This window comes from Paenibacillus sp. FSL R10-2778 (assembly GCF_038593035.1).
Classification (GTDB): domain Bacteria; phylum Bacillota; class Bacilli; order Paenibacillales; family Paenibacillaceae; genus Paenibacillus_AQ; species Paenibacillus_AQ odorifer.
In genome coordinates, this window is the sequence record NZ_CP151956.1 from 2167325 (window position 1) to 2183969 (window position 16645).

Genomic DNA, 16645 nt, shown 5'->3' on the forward strand with positions numbered 1-16645 from the left:
GGGGATATGTATGCAGAGAAAAAAACTAGAAGGTAATGGTCTGTGGGAAAGTAGTCGAATGATTATGCCAGAACACAAAATCAGGATACTTGACGATGCCCTAAACGAAGAGACTCGTAAAAAGCCCGAATTAGACCCTCAAGCCTTAACTGAAATCTCAGAGGTATTAGCGCAATCGTTAGAGGATTGTAGTCCGATCACACTTAAATTGTTCGGGGAATATGAAGACAGATCCATCCATGGAATAGTTATGAGGGTTGACCGTCAGCTGGGTCAGATTAAGTTTCGTCATGATGATGATTGGGAATGGATTAAAATAGAGGATGTTGTAGGTGCTAATACATAGTAAATTCCCAAGCGCTTACGAATTTAAAAACCCCGCCTTTTGATTGGCGGGGTTTAGCTATGTAAAGATGATAAGAATCACAATCAATAGAGCAAAGGCAATACCTATAAACTTAAATATAGTAAGATTCTTTTTTCGATTTTCAATTTGTTTTGGTGTCATTTCATCCACATTTAGTGTCGGGTTACTACGACTAGAATGTGACGATTTCCCTCCACCAATTTTTTTAGAGTATGAAAGCCCGGTTCCAGGAAGGGATACTGTAGCCCTTTTCCCACTAGGACCGGCACTAACTCGCGCACCTTTTACACCGGCGCTAATTCCAACGCCCTTTTTACCTACGTTCAACTTTACACCGCCACCAAGATTTATAGACTTTCTAAATCTGAACGATCCCATATTAATCACTCCAACAAGGAAATTTATTCCTATTGTATAATACATTAAGGAATGATGATATATAAGTTATCATTGTTAGTGTTTGCACTCGAAATGTGGGTTGGTTTATTTTTAACGTAGCACATGAAAGAAATAACTAAAAAATCACAATATTAATGAAAGTACGCGAAACTAAACGGCAGTTTATTAATAGTTAAGATAATAAAGAACCGTATATAGTGTATTAATGAAAGGTTGCGCAGGTAAGCGAAAGTATATAATATATAGGTACAGTATAGTACAGATCGGAGCATGGGGGTGTAACAGTTGGAAGGTCAAGGCGATGCGATTACTAAACACGAGCAACTGCTGCAGCATATTGAAGGTCTTAAGGTAGGCACCAAAATATCTGTTCGCAAGCTCGCCAAAGAAATGCTAGTCAGCGAAGGGACTGCTTACCGTGCAGTGAAGGAAGCTGAGAATCTCGGGATAGTCATCACGAAGGAACGGATTGGTACAGTTCGTGTAGAAAAGAAACCTCGGAACATTTCAGAGCAGCTGACGTTTGGCGATGTAGTTGATATTGTTGAAGGGCATGTGCTCGGCGGAGCAAGTGGACTAAATAAACATCTGCATAAATACGTGATCGGGGCGATGAAGGTCGATGCGATGATCCGTTATATAGACGCTGACAGTCTGTTGATTGTAGGTAACCGTGATGATGTTCACTCTCTAGCGCTGGAGCAGGGTGCGGGGGTTTTGGTGACAGGGGGCTTTGGGACGAGCCGTGAAGTGAAGGCCTTGGCAGACGAGCTGGATCTTCCCATTATTTCTTCGAGACATGACACGTTTACCGTCGCTTCAATGATTAACCGTGCTATTTTTGATAGATTGATAAAGAAAAAAATTATGCTGGTAGAGGATATTATCGACAGCAAACCGCGCCTGAATACGTTGAAAATCTCTAGTACCGTCGGCGAGCTACGACAGGTTTCTGAGGAAACTGGAGAGCAGCGCTTTCCCGTTACGGATGAATGGAACCGAGTCATAGGCATTATCGGTCGCCGCGATGTAGAGGAATTGACGGAAGGCCAGATCATTGAAAAAGCGATGATCCGCAGTCCGGTTACGGCTGCACTGCAAACCTCACTAGCCTCCGCGGCCCAGATCATGATGTGGGAAGGCGTGGATTTTCTGCCCATAGTGGACCGTAACCGTAAACTGGTAGGCTCCCTAACCCGTAAAGAAGTGCTGCAAAGCTTACGCGATGTCCGGAATCAACCTCAGCTGGGAGAGACTTTTGATCATCTCATTTGGAATGGTTTTGCGGATGAGCGGGACGAAGAGGGACGGTTGTTCTTCCATGGCTTTATTACGCCGCAGATGGCCACGGATCTTGGGACGATTTCTGAAGGGATATTGTCTACGCTTATGACGCTCTCGGCATTTAAAGCAGCTAAGGACATCACAGGAAATGATTATGTACTAGATAATATGTCCACTTATTTTATCCGACCGGTACAGATCGAACATGCGATCATTGTAATGCCGAGACTGCTCGAAATCAGCCGCCGTACCTGTAAGCTTGAAATTGAGATCAGCCACTCGGATACTCTGGTAGCCAAAGCTGTTCTGATGCTGCAATCCATTGATCATGGCTAAAAAATGGTTTGCTAGCTGGATAGCATACGGTAAATAGGATCGTATACATGCTAAATAGACTGCCCTCATCATTGAAAGAGAGGGGAGTCTATTTTATTCTTTCTATTCCGTCAGAACAGCAGCTAAGCTTTCGACTAGTGTTGTTCCTGGCTGCGACTACGGCTGTAAAAACTATAGCTGCGTAGCCCCGAGAAGATGTTGAACGCACCAATCAGCAGAAAGGCAGCTTCAACAATGATATTAACGGTAGAGCCGCGAAACAAAAACATGGATATTAAGGACAGCGTTACGAGCATAGCACCGAGCATCACATTCATGACGGAGCGTTTCAGCCCTTTATCTTGGGGATTTAAGGCACGGCGGGAGGATATGCTGAACACAGCGGCACCGATTACAAAGATCACCAGCAGGATAAACAATAAATACTTGATAAATAAAACCATGGACAGCCAGCTCCTTTATCGTGTCTTGCAGTAGCCAAGAAGTAATTTCCACGTCTGTCCATTATTGTATCACACGATGGCTGTCAGCTGCGCTTAAAAGGACTGATTTCTACCCAGATTTGCAGGACGCCTTCCATGACGAGCATGGTTCGGATTTTGACAGAGTATTCCTTGTCACGCACAATGTATAGCTTACCATCCAACAGCAGTCTAACCAGTTTGCTGTCTGTATCAATATCGAACATGCTGCGGCCGCGCATCGGTTCCAGATCTGAGCCCATTTGGCTTATGATTAATTTTACAGTTACGGGGTCAAGTGGGGTATCTTCTTTGGATTTGCTTTCCTCCGATCGAATTTTGATTTCTCTGATCACGGTTGAGGTATTATTGTATTTTTTGAGTGTCTGAATATCTTTTTGATATTGCTCGATCTGTACACGCAGATCTTGATTATGCAGCCATAATACGTTATATCCTACATGGTAAATAGCATTGTATATGACAGCTCCTACGACGATCCCTAGCATGAATATAGCGGAGATCTGGGTGAATCTGCGAAAACGACTGAATGGTGGAACTCTCACTGGCGTTACCCCCTGCCGCACACCCATTTTACTAGCTCACTGCCCATATGGGCTCCTAGAAAAGCGAAGGCAAGATACATGATTTGTTTGATGGCGGGGGAGAGGTTGCCTCCGATCATGTTGCTTTCAATGACCCGTAAAGGGTCCATAGTACCTCCTACAGCGGCTGCTAGTGCCCATATTTTAATCCGATCTGCCACATCCAGCATCGTTTGCGTCGGCGGTTGCAGGGATACAACGGCGCCGATTCCGCCGAGCATAGCTCCGCCAAGCACGATGCCGAAGGCGATAAAGAAGTCGAGGATAGCTTTGCTCATAAAAATGCTCATACAGGCCCCTTCCCGGACGAGGCATTTACAAGCTTTGCCTGTCCTTATGCTCTTAATCCATTCTATGGGCGGGTCCCCCTTTAATATGATAAAATAGTTTCATCTTATGTTTGATTTTTGCAGTAGAGAGGAAGTGGGGTTATGAGCCCTTTCGTGCATTTGCATGTGCACAGCGAATACAGTTTACTGGACGGGGCGGCGCGCATTACCGATCTCGTGCGCCGGGCCGGCGAATACGGCATGAAGTCGCTGGCGCTTACGGATCATGGAGTGATGTACGGGGCCATCCCCTTTTATAAAGCGTGTAAAGAGAATGGAATCAAGCCGATTATTGGCTGTGAAGCTTATTTAACCGCGGGTTCACGCCGTGAGCGGGGCAGTCGAAAAGATCAACCGATCTACCACTTGATTCTGCTCGTCAAGAATGAAACCGGCTACAAGAACCTGATGAAGCTGATCTCTATCGGCCATCTGGAAGGCCATCATTATAAACCACGAATTGATATGGAAGTGCTGGCAGCTCATTCAGAGGGGATTATCTGCCTAAGTGCTTGTCTGGGCGGAGAAGTGCCGCAGCATCTGCTGCATGGACGTGATGAGGAGGCGCGCAAGGCTGCGCTGCGATATAAGGCGATTTTTGGCGAAGATTTCTATCTGGAGCTGCAAGACCACGGGATCTCCGAGCAAAAGAGAGTCAATCCCAAGCTGATCGCCCTTGCCGAGGACTGTGAAATTCCACTTGTGGTGACGAATGATGTCCATTATTTAGCGAAGGAAGATGCTGAGGTTCAGGATGTGCTGATCTGCATCGGAACAGGCAAAACGGTGGATGATGAGGAACGTCTCAAGATCGGAACAGATCAGCTGTTTCTAAAAAGCAGCGAGCAAATGGCGGCCTTGTTTCCGCATGTGCCGCAGGCTATCGCCAATACCTTATTGATCGCAGAAAAATGTAATTTGGAGCTGACCTTCGGCAATCATATTCTGCCTGCCTATTCTCCGCTCCCTGAAGGCATGGATTCCGCTGCTTATTTGCGTGAGCTGTGCTGGAAGGGGATGGAGGAACGATATATAGATACACCGCAATGGACTACACCTGAGCAAAGAGAGACGGCTGAGAAGCGTCTGACCTATGAACTGGGCGTTATCGAGAGTATGGGCTTCAGCGATTATTTTCTAATTGTGTGGGATTTTATTGCTTATTGTCATCGTCAGGGAATTGCTACGGGACCCGGACGGGGATCCTCCGCGGGTAGTCTCACCGCATACTCTTTGCGAATAACTGACGTGGACCCATTGAAATATAACTTGCTCTTTGAACGTTTTCTAAATCCAGAACGGATCACCATGCCGGATATTGATATCGATTTTAGTGATGAACGGCGTGATGAGGTTATTGGTTATGTAGTGGAGAAATACGGCAAAGAACATGTGGCGCAAATTATTACTTTCGGAACTATGGCTGCACGGGCTGCCGTACGTGATGTAGGCAGGGTGCTGAACTTGCCTTATAACGAGGTAGACAAAGCTGCCAAGCTTATACCTGGTCAACTAGGGATCAGCCTTGCCAGAGCGCTGGAGAGTACACCAGATCTTAAAGCACTGTATGATAGCAATCCAAAGATAAAAGGGCTGCTGGATATGGCTATGAAGGTGGAGGGCATGCCCCGCCATGCTTCGACACATGCAGCGGGGGTTGTTATCTCGAAGGGTCCGTTGACCGATGCAGTCCCACTTCAGGAAGGTAACGAAAGTACGGCGTTAACCCAATACTCTATGGAGCATTTGGAGAGTGTCGGGCTGTTGAAAATGGATTTTCTGGGTTTGCGCACGTTGTCGATTATCGAACGCTGCATGAATTCGATTAGAGAAATGAGCGGAAGTGTTCCGGATTTCCGTGTCATCCCAGATCATGATCCAGCTACGTATGAAATGCTTGGGGCTGGTGAGACAACAGGGGTCTTCCAGCTGGAGTCGGCGGGCGTTAGACGAGTACTTAAAGATCTGAAGCCTAACGGCTTTGAAGATATTGTATCGGTTCTAGCGCTGTATCGTCCGGGTCCGATGGAATTTATCCCGAAATATATAGCAGGCAAACACGGTGAGATTGAAGTAGAGTATCCACATTCTGATTTGAAGGCTATTTTAGCGGACACCTATGGGATCATTGTGTATCAGGAACAGATCATGCAGATTGCTTCTCTGATGGCGGGCTTCTCGTTAGGAGAAGCGGATCTGCTCCGTCGAGCGGTCTCAAAGAAAAAACGTGAGACGCTGGATAAGGAACGGAGCCATTTTGTTCAAGGCAGCTTGCAGCAGGGGTATAATGAAACGGATGCAAATGCTGTTTATGACATGATCGTGCGCTTTGCTGATTACGGCTTCCCGCGTGCTCATGCCGCGGCTTATGGAGTATTGGCTTTCCAGACAGCCTATCTCAAGGCACATTATCCGGTGCAGTTTATGGCGTCTATGTTGACCGCTGTAATGGGCACTCACCGCAAGGTAGCGGAGTATGTGCTGGACTGCCGCCGCACAGGCATCGGCGTGTTGCCGCCGGATGTGAACGAGAGCGGCGTATTGTTTACTCCGGTTCCTGGTGAAGGAACCGGAACCGGGCATATCCGCTTTGGACTCGCAGCCATTAAGAACGTTGGCACGCTGGCAGTGGAGAACATTATGGCGGTCCGCAAGGAGCGGCCGTTCGACAGTCTGCTAGATTTCTGTCGACGTGTGGACCTGCGGGTCTGTAATAAGCGGGTAGTGGAATCTTTGCTGCAGGCGGGAGCTTTTGACTGTCTGCCAGGTCACCGCGCCCAGCTGCTGGCTATGCTGGACGAGACGGTTGACGCTGCGCTGAAATGGCGCAAGGAGCGGGATGAACTGCAAATCCAGCTGTTCGACGATTTGGTCGAGACACCGAACTGGGAAATCCGCTATCCGGATATCCCTAAGTTCACCATTGGCCAGCAGCTGGAGATGGAACGTGAGCTGCTGGGGTTATATCTTTCGGGCCATCCGCTTGATGATAGCGCGGAACTGCTTGAGGAGCCCGGCATGCAGCGGCTGATGGATCTTGGTGAAGCCGCGGATGAGAGCCAGACGGTTACGGCCGGAATGGTAGTATCCGTTAAGGAAATTACGACGAAGCAAGGAAAATCGATGGCCTTCGTCGAATGGGAAGATCAGATCGAGCGCTGCGAGGTCGTGCTCTTCCCTGAGGTGTGGAAGCGAAGCCGCAGCTTGATTGCCAAGGGCGCGTTGCTGGCCTTGCGCGCTAAGGTGCAGCAGGAAGACGAAGGCTTCAAGCTGCTGGCCGAGGAAGTGGCGCTGCTGTCTGCGGAGGCTCTCCGCGGGCTGTTGCAGCGCCGCAGTGCCGCCGCGTCCCGCTCGTACAGCGCGGGACGCTCGGCCTCGGCAGGAGCGCCGCCACGCGGCGCAGCTCCTGCTTCCCGGACCAGTGGTGCCGCCACTGGTCCGGCTGCCAGGCCAGCAGGCGGCACAACGCCGCCTGTAACACCTGCACAGGCCGCGCCAACAACAGCGGCGACCTCAGGCCAGCGTGTCTTTATCAAGATCACGCCGGCCTCAGAGAATGCAGCGTTGCTGTCGCGCCTGAAAGAGCTGCTGCAGAATCATCCCGGTCCTGCTGCGACGCTTCTGTTCTATGAACAGGATCAGAAGCTCCTAGCTCTTAGCGATAATTATCGAATTAAGCCGTCCGAGGAACTTTTTGCGGCGATCGAGGTTATGCTGGGTGCAGGTACGGTAAGAATAAAATAAGAACAATTCTCCCCTTTTCCGCATACATTAGGAAACCACAGGGCACATCCCTGTACGGAAAGGGGAGTCGCAGCATGTCCTATCAAATGGCAGTAGATCTGTTGGAACGCAGAGGTGTATCACTTTCCTCCATTGCTGAAATCGTATATATTTTACAATCGGTTTATTATCCTGGTTTAACCAAGGATGAATGTCTGTCCAGCGTCAAGTCTGTTTTGGGCAAAAGAGAAGTGCAGTATACTTTAATGACAGGTGTTGCTCTTGATGAATTAGCCGAGAAAAAACTGCTTCCACAGCCGCTGCAGGCGGTAATGGAGGCTGATGAATCCCTCTACGGAGCGGACGAGACTCTGGCGCTTGGTATTACAGGGGTATATGGGATGATCGGACTGACAGGTTTTGGGTATTTGGACAAAATAAAGCTTGGAATCATTGGTGAACTGAACGATGATAAAGGTAGGATTCATGTATTCTTGGATGACCTTGTTGCCGGCATTGCTGCCGCCGCTTCCGCCAGAATTGCTCATCGGCATGAAGGGGCAAAAGTATATCCTTTAGGCACGGACAAGGAATAATTGAGCCCCTTTATTTCGTTTGAACAAGTTCCTCAGTCTTGCTTCCTATGCCCTACTCCTGTTGCGGGAAAAAAGAAAACTGTGTTATCATAATTCCATTATACGGGATACGGCTGGGAATTAAGATTGGGGAGGCCTTGCAGGGCATGTGGACGGTAATATATATCGCGCCGACCGCCAGAGTGGCGGATATGATTAAGAGTAAGCTGACAGAAGAAGGTTTTTTGGTAGAATGCCGTCCAATCAATATGTCCAAGCAGCAGTTTGAGATATTGGTTCCTTCAGGTGAGCTGGAGGAAGTACAGGAAGTCCTTAATCTTATTCTGCATCCCTGAGTTTCTTACAAGACAAAAGTCATGACAGCGGCAAGCTGCATAACGCAAATAAACGGCTGAAGAGGTGCGGGTGTGTTCAAAGATTTATTTCAGAAGAAACGGAAGTACGCGACTATTCCTTCAGAACGTCTGGAGCGGAGCGGCGGGCCTGCGGAAGGCGAACGCCCCAAACGTGAAATCCCTGAAGGATTAATGAGCAAATGTAATAAATGCGGAACGATCCAGTATAGTAAGGAATTAGAGAAGAACCTAAAGGTATGTCCTAATTGTGGTCACCACTTACGCCTAAATGCTGTGGAGCGTATTGCAATGACATTAGACCCTGAGGGCTTTATTGAGTTTGACAGTGAAATGTATTCTATCGACCCGCTGAAATTTCCGGGTTACGCTTCCAAAGTGGAGCAACAGCAGCTGAAATCTGGACAAACTGAAGCCGTAATTACGGGTCAGGGCTCCATTGGTGGCCATCCAGTCATCGTAGCTGTGATGAATTTTGAATTTTTCTCAGGCAGTATGGGCTCTGTAGTAGGGGAGAAGATCACCCGTGCGATAGAAGAGGCCACAGAGCAACAGCTTCCACTCCTTATTTTCTCTACTTCTGGTGGAGCGAGAATGCAGGAGAGTATTCTTAGTCTAATGCAAATGGCGAAGACCAGCGCTGCGCTGGCTCGTTTTAACGAGGTTGGAGGTCTTTACATCTCGATTATTACGGATCCTACTACCGGTGGAGTATCTGCGAGTTTTGCCAGCCTTGGTGATATAATTATTGCAGAGCCTGGAGCGGTATTTGGTTTCGCAGGACGTATAGTCATTGAGCAGACCATTCGCCAGAAGCTTCCGGATGATTTCCAGACCGCTGAATTTAATCTTCAGCATGGGTTGCTTGATATGGTCGTGCACCGCAAAGAAATGCGCGCTACATTGACTAAAATTTTGGAGCTGCATGACGTGAAAGGGGGATTTTAGGTTGGCAGGAGAGTTGCCTTTTGAAATGCCTCTGGTAGAAATGCGCAAGAAGATTGCTGAACTGAAGCAGTTTGGCGAAGAGAAGGGTATTGATTTTACGGACGAGGTAGCTAGGCTGGAAGAACGATACCGTGTGCTCGAGGAAGAGATATATTCTAATATTTCTCCTTCGCAAAAAATGCATTTGGCTAGACATCAAGGACGTCCGACTTCCCTTGATCTTATGGGGCAGATCTTCACAGATTTTATTGAGCTCCACGGTGATCGGATGTTTGGGGATGATCTTGCTATTGTAGGCGGCATCGCTAAACTAAATGGGTTGCCGGTTACAGTTATTGGCCAGCAGCGCGGTAAAGACACCAAAGAAAATATTTTACGATTCTTCGGCAGTGCACACCCTGAGGGCTTCCGTAAAGCGCTGCGTCTGATGCAGCAAGCGGACAAGTTCAAACGTCCCATTATTACCTTCGTGGATACGAAAGGTGCATACCCAGGCAACACAGCCGAGGAAAGAGGTCAATCCGAAGCGATTGCCCGCAATTTACGCGAGATGTCTCAGTTTGGTGTCCCTGTAATCTGTGTGGTCATCGGTGAAGGCGGAAGCGGTGGCGCCCTGGCATTGGCGGTTGGAAATAGAGTGCTCATGCTGGAACATGCCATTTATTCGGCGATATCTCCTAACGGAGCGGCCTCTATTCTGTGGAAGGATGCTTCGAAGGCTGATCAAGCGGCAGAAGCCATGAAGATAACGGCTGCTGATCTGCTTGAGATGGAAGTTATAGAAGAGATCGTACCAGAGCCTAAAGGCGGCGCTCATCGGGATTACGAAGCAACGGCAGCGGCGATTAAGGATGCATTATGGCGGCATCTGCAGGAGCTAACCCAGATGAACTCAGTGGAATTGAAGGATGATCGATACCGTAAATTCCGTAAAATTGGTGAGTTTGCAGAGGCTCAGCAGGAACAAATTCTTATTGAAGAAGAAGTGAAGTCAGAAGTGTAAAAGTGCAAAATCATTTGCACTTTAAGACATATAGCTATACTTAGTGGGTCTTTTGGATATAGTGTAAAATATACAATTTATTGGAATTAAAATAATCTCGATCCACTAACGGGATTATTTTAATTTTTTTTATGTTTACAGAAAATTCGACTTAAAGTTACACCCAAAAGTGCCTACAACATTGATTTTGTGTCTGGTTTGCAGTAATATTCATAAGGGCGTACTTAAAGGCACATGTGACAAAGTTCCTATTTTATTAGTTAGCCTTGTAGTAGATTTTGTAGTTGGAAAAAGTGAGACAGAGAGAACGAAAAAACGGAGGAAAACCTAATGCGGAAAAGTAAAATTGTATGTACGATCGGACCTGCGAGTGAATCGTTGGAGAATATCAAAAAATTGATTTTGGCTGGTATGAATGTGGCCCGTCTGAATTTCTCCCACGGCGATTTCGAAGAGCACGGTGCTCGGATCAATACGATCCGTCAAGCATCTAAGGAACTGAACAAAACAGTTGCTATCCTGCTCGATACTAAAGGACCGGAGATTCGCACAGGCAAGCTGGAAGTAGAACCGATTGAACTTGTTCAGGACGAGTACCTGACACTGACTACGGAAGAGATCCTTGGTAATCAAGATCGTATTTCCATCACGTACAGCGAACTTCCTAACGATGTTCAAGTAGGATCCACAATCCTTATTGATGACGGTCTGATTGGTTTGACAGTTGTCGACATTCAAGGTACAGAAATCAAGACCCGTATTGTAAACGGTGGTACGATTAAGAGCAAGAAAGGCGTTAACGTACCAGGAGTAAACATCTCCTTGCCGGGTATTACGGAAAAAGACACCAACGATATTCTTTTTGGTATCGAACAGGACATCGATTTTATCGCCGCTTCCTTCGTTCGCAAAGCTAGCGACGTTCAGGAAATTCGTGAGCTGCTTGAGAAAAACAACGCTTCTCACATCCAAATCATTTCCAAAATCGAAAACCAACAAGGTGTTGACAACCTTGATGAAATTTTAGAAGCTTCTGACGGCCTGATGGTTGCTCGTGGTGACCTTGGTGTTGAAATCCCAGCTGAAGATGTACCTTTGGCTCAAAAATTGATGATTCAAAAATGTAACGTTGCTGGTAAACCAGTAATCACAGCTACACAAATGTTGGATTCCATGCAACGCAACCCACGTCCTACTCGCGCTGAAGCAAGTGACGTAGCAAACGCTATTTTAGATGGTACAGATGCAATCATGCTTTCCGGAGAAACTGCTGCTGGTAAATATCCAGTAGAATCCGTACTTACAATGTCCCGCATTGCTGAGAAAGCGGAATCCGCTCTGAACCACCATGAAATCTTCATGAAACAACAAACTGCACAAGAAACTACAGTTACAGAAGCAATCAGCCAATCCGTTGCAATTTCTGCTTTGGATCTGAACGCTAAGGCTATCATTTCTTCGACTGTAACAGGTCATACTGCACGCGTTGTTTCCAAATACCGTCCTAAAGCACCAATCATTGCCGTTACAACACAAGAAAGAACTATGCGTCAGTTGTCCCTCGTTTGGGGCGTAACGCCAGTGTTCGGACAAGTTGCATCTTCCACAGATGAGCTGCTGGAAACAGCAATCAAAGGTGGTAAGGATTCCGGTCTGGTTCAAACTGGTGACCTAGTTGTGATTACTGCAGGAATTCCACTTGGACGTTCTGGTTCCACTAACTTGGTAAAAGTAAGCACAATCGAGTAGTTCTCGATTGGCTTCACCTGTTTAGCAGGTTCCATAAAGCTTAATTAAAGGGTTGTCTCAACTGTAGTGAAAATCTACAAGCGAGGCAGCCCTTTTTTTCGTGTTTATCAACATATTCGATTGAAGATTATGTTAAATCCATTTATGCTGTTAGTAACAAATCTTGAATGATAGGTTCGAGTATTTTTATTTGGGGTATGTTCGTTTGACAGTAAAAGAATCCCCACGATGGTTTGGACAAGAAGGAACGGCGATAGTAGCGTTATTTTGCACCATGATTCCTCCCATATTGAGAGTGAGCCTCGGACTTTTGCCATTAATTCGACAGCAATAGAAGCAAGTAGGGGAGACACGCGCCAGCTTTGCAATCGAGCCGTCTACCTCGGGAGCTTCCATAATCCATTCACCAGAGGTTTGTGGTCCGGTATATCGCTGTAATGTTCGAAAAATCCAATTTCGGCTCAAATTGCGGAGCGTAATCGTCCATTTGTTGCGGCCTACCTTCGTGATGTTCGCTTTTATATGGTCTCCAGGGCTCACTGGAAGGGGAATTACCGTTTCGACATCAGGAAGGATTTCCCACCAAGCGTAATACCGGGCACGGCCATTTACGAATTCATGGCCTGTACCCGTTTGGATCAGGCTGCTGTTCTTGAAACCGTCAATACCAATCCAAGCAGAGGAATAGGAAGGTTTAGAGGTTGGTTTTACATATGGAACGATCCATTCACCGGCAATGCGGTTAAAAGCCCCCTTTTTTCCAGTGATCGTATATCCGCTCCAGTTTGTTGAAGACCAGCCGAAGCCGGAGCTTTGAAATTTGTTCGAATTAGATTTGTCTTTTAGACATGGATGATTGACCCGATTAGAATTTTGCTTATCATTCAACTTGTCCACCGCCTTTATAGTACTGCTATATTAAATGCGGTGATTACATAGGAAGTACGGGTGTTCTGCTAAAATATAAGAGAGTGCAATGCTTGATTAAGAAGCTGGAGAGGATTTGTAGCTTAAAATGGAAAAATTATCGAAGCTGCGTGGCTTTTATCTGTTTTTAGGATTGGCCGGCGGTTCATTTGGCTCATATCTAACGCTGCTGCTTGTCCACAATGGACTTGATAGCGGGCAGATAGGTATACTAATGGCAACAGGCACGCTAATTGCGATCACGATTCAGCCAATATGGGGAATTGTCTCGGATCGGTATAATCAGACGCGTTTGGTACTAATCCTAAGTGTGGCGATACCGGCTTTATTAGCCGTCTTTTACCGTTCGGAATATTTTATAGTGTTACTGCTGGTGTATACCCTCTCTACAATCTTTTCCTCGACACAGGCGCCTATAGCCGATTCTTACGCGATTTCAGCGGCGAAGAGGGCTGGGGCTACTTATGGCAGTATAAGGCTTATGATGAGCATTGGAGCGGCTGTGGGAGCCTATTTAGGCGGATTGTATGTATCGTCCTTCTCTGTATCCACGATATGGTTGCCCTTTCTTATGTTTAATCTGATTGCGGTTCTTATTGCATTGACGCTGCCGAAGCAGGCAGAAGAGAATCATATGATGCGGCAATCGTTTTCTCAGGGGGTTAAAAAGCTGCTGGGGAATCGGGTGTTCCTAGCGTTTTTGGGTGGCAGTTTTCTTGTGAACCAGACGATGACTGCTTTTGGAACCTACTTCGTCATTGCGTTTCAGTCGGTTGGAGGTTCAACTCGTTATGCAGGAATTGCGCTTTTCCTCGCATCTGTAACGAACGTGCCCTCCATGCTGTTTGCTTCCAAGGTAATCAAAAAGCTGGGGCGCGAGCGGACGCTGCTCCTTGGCGCACTTATTTATGTCTTGCGGTGGGGTATTCAGGTGGCTTTCCCTTATCCATCCGTAATGATTGGAGTGCAGGTACTGCATGGTCTGTCATTCGGGTTCTTTTATATTGCTGCCGTTGAATATGTATCTCAGATCACCTCTAACGAGATGCAGGCGACTGGGCAAAGTGTTTTTAATATGGTGTTCTCGGGTTTTGCCGGTGTTGTTGGCAATTTATTAAATGGATTCTTGCTCAATCAAGGCGGCGTAGAAGTGATGAACCTGTCTTGTATGTTGAGTTCAATTGCAGGAGCGATGCTGTTATTTTATGTCGCCAGAAGCTCCCGAAGCAAACTATCGACGACAAAGCTATCTTCAGACGGGGCCCGGGCCTAAAGCTCTCCCTGCTGCCTATGCCGAAAGGAGTATTTATAAATGGAATTACAGCAAGACGGCTTGCGAAGCCGGTGGTATGAGTCTACCCTGCGTGTTCGATACCAGGAAAGTGATCAGATGGGCGTAGTGTATCATGCGAATTATTTGAACTGGTTTGAGTCTGGCCGTACGGAGTTGTTACGTCAGCTTGGCTTTACTTATCGTGAGCTTGAGAATCAGGGAGTGCTGCTGCCTGTTACCTCAGCCGATTTGCAATTTAAAAGTCCGGCGCGATATGATGATCTTATCTCCGTGTATGCGCGAATGACTACCTTTTCGGCGTTAAGAGTCGCATTTGAGTATCAGGTGCGGAGGCTCTCGGAAGCAGAAGGTAGGAATTTAGAGGGTTCAGCGGCTACTTTGGGACAATTGCGCTCGATGGACCTCCCCGGGGAACTGCTGGTTACCGGCTCGACAAATCATGTTTGGGTGAATCGAGAATGGAAGCCTGCCAGGCTGGATAGAGCCCTTCCGGAGCTGTTTCACGCGATTAAAGGAGCGCTGCGGGAAGAAAGGGGTTCTGTATGATTAGAAGCAAATGGTTGTGGGCTGCATTATTTATCATTCCTGCCGTGGAATTATTCGGCTTTATCTTTGTAGCAGATCAACTTGGAGCATTCAAAACGCTGCTGCTTATGTTGACGACCTCGGTTATCGGACTATTGATGATGCGTTTCGAAGGGAATAAAGTGCTGCAAGACAGCAGAACACATATGCAGGAGGGACGCGTTCCTGGCCGGACGATGCTGGATGGCCTATGCATTTTTTTCGGTGGCTTACTGCTGATCTTACCTGGCTTCATAACGGATATTGTAGGTTTCTCCTTGGTGTTTCCTTTGACTCGGCCTTTGTATCGTATATTTTTGCTGAAGTGGATTGAGAAAAAGATGAAAAACGGCACCTTCACCTTTTACCGCCGCTAGTCATCATCAAAACAAAAACAGAGCGGGCCCCTGTCATTGATAGGAGCCGCTCTGTTTTGCTATTCCAAGAATTGTAGGGTATTGTTTATTATCTTAGTCTTCCGCTGACAATATAGCTGTGTAATGCGTGAAATACACCTGCTCGGTTAAAGGCTACAAGAATAACTAGAATAACGGGACCGATGATCAGCCCAAGCATACCGAACAGCTGCAAACCTGCAAACATACCGACCAGCATAGCAAGGGGATCAAGCCCAATGCTGCTGGCGAGCACTTTCGGCTCAAGCACTTGGCGGGTTACAAGGATAACGGCATATAGGATAGTAAGTCCGATCCCCAGTGCCAGATTGTCTGTCATGTAAGAGTATAACGCCCAAGGAATCATTACGATTCCAACCCCTAAATAAGGCAACAGATCCACAAAACCAATCATTAAGCCAATAGCGAAAGCAGATTTTACACCCAAGAGCAGCAACCCGATCACGACAATGACCGCTGTAATGGAGATCAGGATTAGCTGAGCCCGGAGATAGCCGAAGAGAGCTTTTCGCAGATCCCGCCAGATACCCGATACCGGCTTTAAGAATGGGGCTGGCAGCCAGCCTGTGAGTTTGGCATTATGTCTTTCCCAGCTAGTACTAATAAAAAAGGCAGCGAGAACGACCACGATAAGAATTGTACCCATACTGGGTAGAGCGGAGATCAGCTTTAAGATCACATTAAAAAATCCGGTCACCACTTGCGTAACTGCGTAACCAACGGTTTCCGTTGTTCTGCTGATATTGCTGTCAATGGTGGCGTGATAGTCAGGATTGTCGCGGTAGAACTGATTTATCTGGTTAATGATATTCTGTATGCTTGCATTCTGGCTCAAGGACAGCAGAAGCTCTCTCCATTGGTCCGTATGAAGATTAAAGGTCTGCAGCAGCACGATCAATTCTTTCACTAGCCTAGTAATCATCGCGGTCAGTACTAGTGCGGTTCCGCCTATGTAAAATAGCAGCGAGAGCGACACCGCCAGCCACGCTGGGAGCTTAAGGCCTTTAAGAATCAACACTAGTGGATGCATGATATAAGCGAGCAACCAAGCGAGCAGGAGGGGGTATAACAGCGGAAGCAATAAATAGATTGCCAGCAGGAGGATAGAGGTAGCCAGAACGACCCACAGGCCGCGCAGCAGTCTTTTTAATGCTAATCGGTCCATACGAAGATCTACACCTCCTTCATTCCTGCGGATGCAGGGGAATAAAAGCTCGTCTTCATATATATTCATAGAACCTATTTAAAGACTAGGAAACAGGATAAATATTGGGCTGAACCGGATGCTATA

16 protein-coding genes and 1 pseudogene are annotated in these 16645 nt (G+C 47.0%); 11 read left to right on the plus strand and 6 right to left on the minus strand.

Annotated elements, in window-relative coordinates:
* Nucleotides 1–10: 10 nt before the first annotated feature.
* A complete protein-coding gene (locus tag NST40_RS09385) occupies nucleotides 11–346 on the plus strand; it encodes a YolD-like family protein (RefSeq protein WP_341120827.1) in 336 nt (111 codons plus the stop codon).
* A 216-nt stretch (nucleotides 347–562) separates the two neighbouring features.
* Here NST40_RS09385 and NST40_RS09390 read toward each other — a convergent pair.
* Nucleotides 563–745: pseudogene (locus tag NST40_RS09390) on the minus strand (DUF4236 domain-containing protein); the annotation flags it as partial.
* 306 nt (nucleotides 746–1051) lie between these two features.
* Between NST40_RS09390 and NST40_RS09395 the strand changes: the two are divergent.
* Nucleotides 1052–2386 (plus strand): DRTGG domain-containing protein, encoded by a 1335-nt coding sequence (locus NST40_RS09395; RefSeq protein WP_076124897.1) that lies wholly within the window; start codon nucleotides 1052–1054, stop codon nucleotides 2384–2386.
* Nucleotides 2387–2520: 134 nt separating this feature from the next.
* On the opposite strand, the gene NST40_RS09400 is transcribed toward NST40_RS09395, so the two are convergent.
* The 3 genes from NST40_RS09400 to NST40_RS09410 all read right to left on the minus strand — a co-directional run bounded on the left by NST40_RS09400 (nucleotide 2521) and on the right by NST40_RS09410 (nucleotide 3742).
* On the minus strand, nucleotides 2521–2829 hold the full coding sequence (locus tag NST40_RS09400) for a YtpI family protein (RefSeq protein WP_076218922.1): 309 nt from the start codon (nucleotides 2827–2829) through the stop codon (nucleotides 2521–2523).
* A gap of 83 nt (nucleotides 2830–2912) precedes the next feature.
* Entirely contained in the window at nucleotides 2913–3413 is a 501-nt protein-coding gene (locus NST40_RS09405) for a DUF4044 domain-containing protein (RefSeq protein ID WP_038569663.1), read from the minus strand.
* Nucleotides 3414–3418: 5 nt separating this feature from the next.
* The gene (locus NST40_RS09410; RefSeq protein ID WP_036678886.1) at nucleotides 3419–3742 is read right to left on the minus strand and encodes a YtrH family sporulation protein; all 324 of its coding nucleotides are present in this window, start codon (nucleotides 3740–3742) and stop codon (nucleotides 3419–3421) included.
* Nucleotides 3743–3883: 141 nt separating this feature from the next.
* On the opposite strand from NST40_RS09410, the gene NST40_RS09415 reads away from it, so the two are divergent.
* The 6 genes from NST40_RS09415 to pyk all read left to right on the plus strand — a co-directional run bounded on the left by NST40_RS09415 (nucleotide 3884) and on the right by pyk (nucleotide 12153).
* Complete coding sequence (locus tag NST40_RS09415) at nucleotides 3884–7525, plus strand: DNA polymerase III subunit alpha (RefSeq protein ID WP_076218923.1); 3642 nt, start codon at nucleotides 3884–3886, stop codon at nucleotides 7523–7525.
* A 74-nt stretch (nucleotides 7526–7599) separates the two neighbouring features.
* The gene (locus NST40_RS09420; RefSeq protein ID WP_036678892.1) at nucleotides 7600–8100 is read left to right on the plus strand and encodes a phosphatidylglycerophosphatase A; all 501 of its coding nucleotides are present in this window, start codon (nucleotides 7600–7602) and stop codon (nucleotides 8098–8100) included.
* 146 nt (nucleotides 8101–8246) lie between these two features.
* Nucleotides 8247–8435 (plus strand): hypothetical protein, encoded by a 189-nt coding sequence (locus NST40_RS09425; protein WP_036678895.1) that lies wholly within the window; start codon nucleotides 8247–8249, stop codon nucleotides 8433–8435.
* Nucleotides 8436–8507: 72 nt separating this feature from the next.
* A complete protein-coding gene (gene accD, locus NST40_RS09430) occupies nucleotides 8508–9401 on the plus strand; it encodes an acetyl-CoA carboxylase, carboxyltransferase subunit beta (protein WP_076124903.1) in 894 nt (297 codons plus the stop codon).
* Between the two features lies 1 nt (nucleotide 9402).
* A complete protein-coding gene (locus NST40_RS09435) occupies nucleotides 9403–10404 on the plus strand; it encodes an acetyl-CoA carboxylase carboxyltransferase subunit alpha (protein ID WP_076276419.1) in 1002 nt (333 codons plus the stop codon).
* Between the two features lie 330 nt (nucleotides 10405–10734).
* Complete coding sequence (gene pyk / locus NST40_RS09440) at nucleotides 10735–12153, plus strand: pyruvate kinase (protein WP_038569666.1); 1419 nt, start codon at nucleotides 10735–10737, stop codon at nucleotides 12151–12153.
* Nucleotides 12154–12339: 186 nt separating this feature from the next.
* On the opposite strand, the gene NST40_RS09445 is transcribed toward pyk, so the two are convergent.
* A complete protein-coding gene (locus tag NST40_RS09445; protein WP_076124905.1) occupies nucleotides 12340–13041 on the minus strand; it encodes a G1 family glutamic endopeptidase in 702 nt (233 codons plus the stop codon).
* A gap of 127 nt (nucleotides 13042–13168) precedes the next feature.
* Here NST40_RS09445 and NST40_RS09450 point away from each other — a divergent pair, with 127 nt between their 5' ends.
* From NST40_RS09450 to NST40_RS09460, 3 genes are read left to right on the plus strand one after another with little or no spacing between them, the layout of a single operon-like run.
* Nucleotides 13169–14353 carry an MFS transporter gene (locus NST40_RS09450; protein WP_036678905.1) on the plus strand — a complete coding sequence of 395 codons (1185 nt, stop codon included), beginning with the start codon at nucleotides 13169–13171 and terminating at the stop codon, nucleotides 14351–14353.
* Between the two features lie 39 nt (nucleotides 14354–14392).
* Complete coding sequence (locus NST40_RS09455; protein ID WP_038569667.1) at nucleotides 14393–14920, plus strand: thioesterase family protein; 528 nt, start codon at nucleotides 14393–14395, stop codon at nucleotides 14918–14920.
* A complete protein-coding gene (locus tag NST40_RS09460) occupies nucleotides 14917–15315 on the plus strand; it encodes an FxsA family protein (RefSeq protein WP_076124906.1) in 399 nt (132 codons plus the stop codon). Before NST40_RS09455 ends, NST40_RS09460 begins: the two co-directional genes overlap by 4 nt.
* A gap of 88 nt (nucleotides 15316–15403) precedes the next feature.
* Here NST40_RS09460 and ytvI read toward each other — a convergent pair whose 3' ends face one another.
* Nucleotides 15404–16519 (minus strand): sporulation integral membrane protein YtvI, encoded by a 1116-nt coding sequence (gene ytvI / locus NST40_RS09465; RefSeq protein WP_076124908.1) that lies wholly within the window; start codon nucleotides 16517–16519, stop codon nucleotides 15404–15406.
* Between the last annotated feature and the right edge of the window lie 126 nt (nucleotides 16520–16645).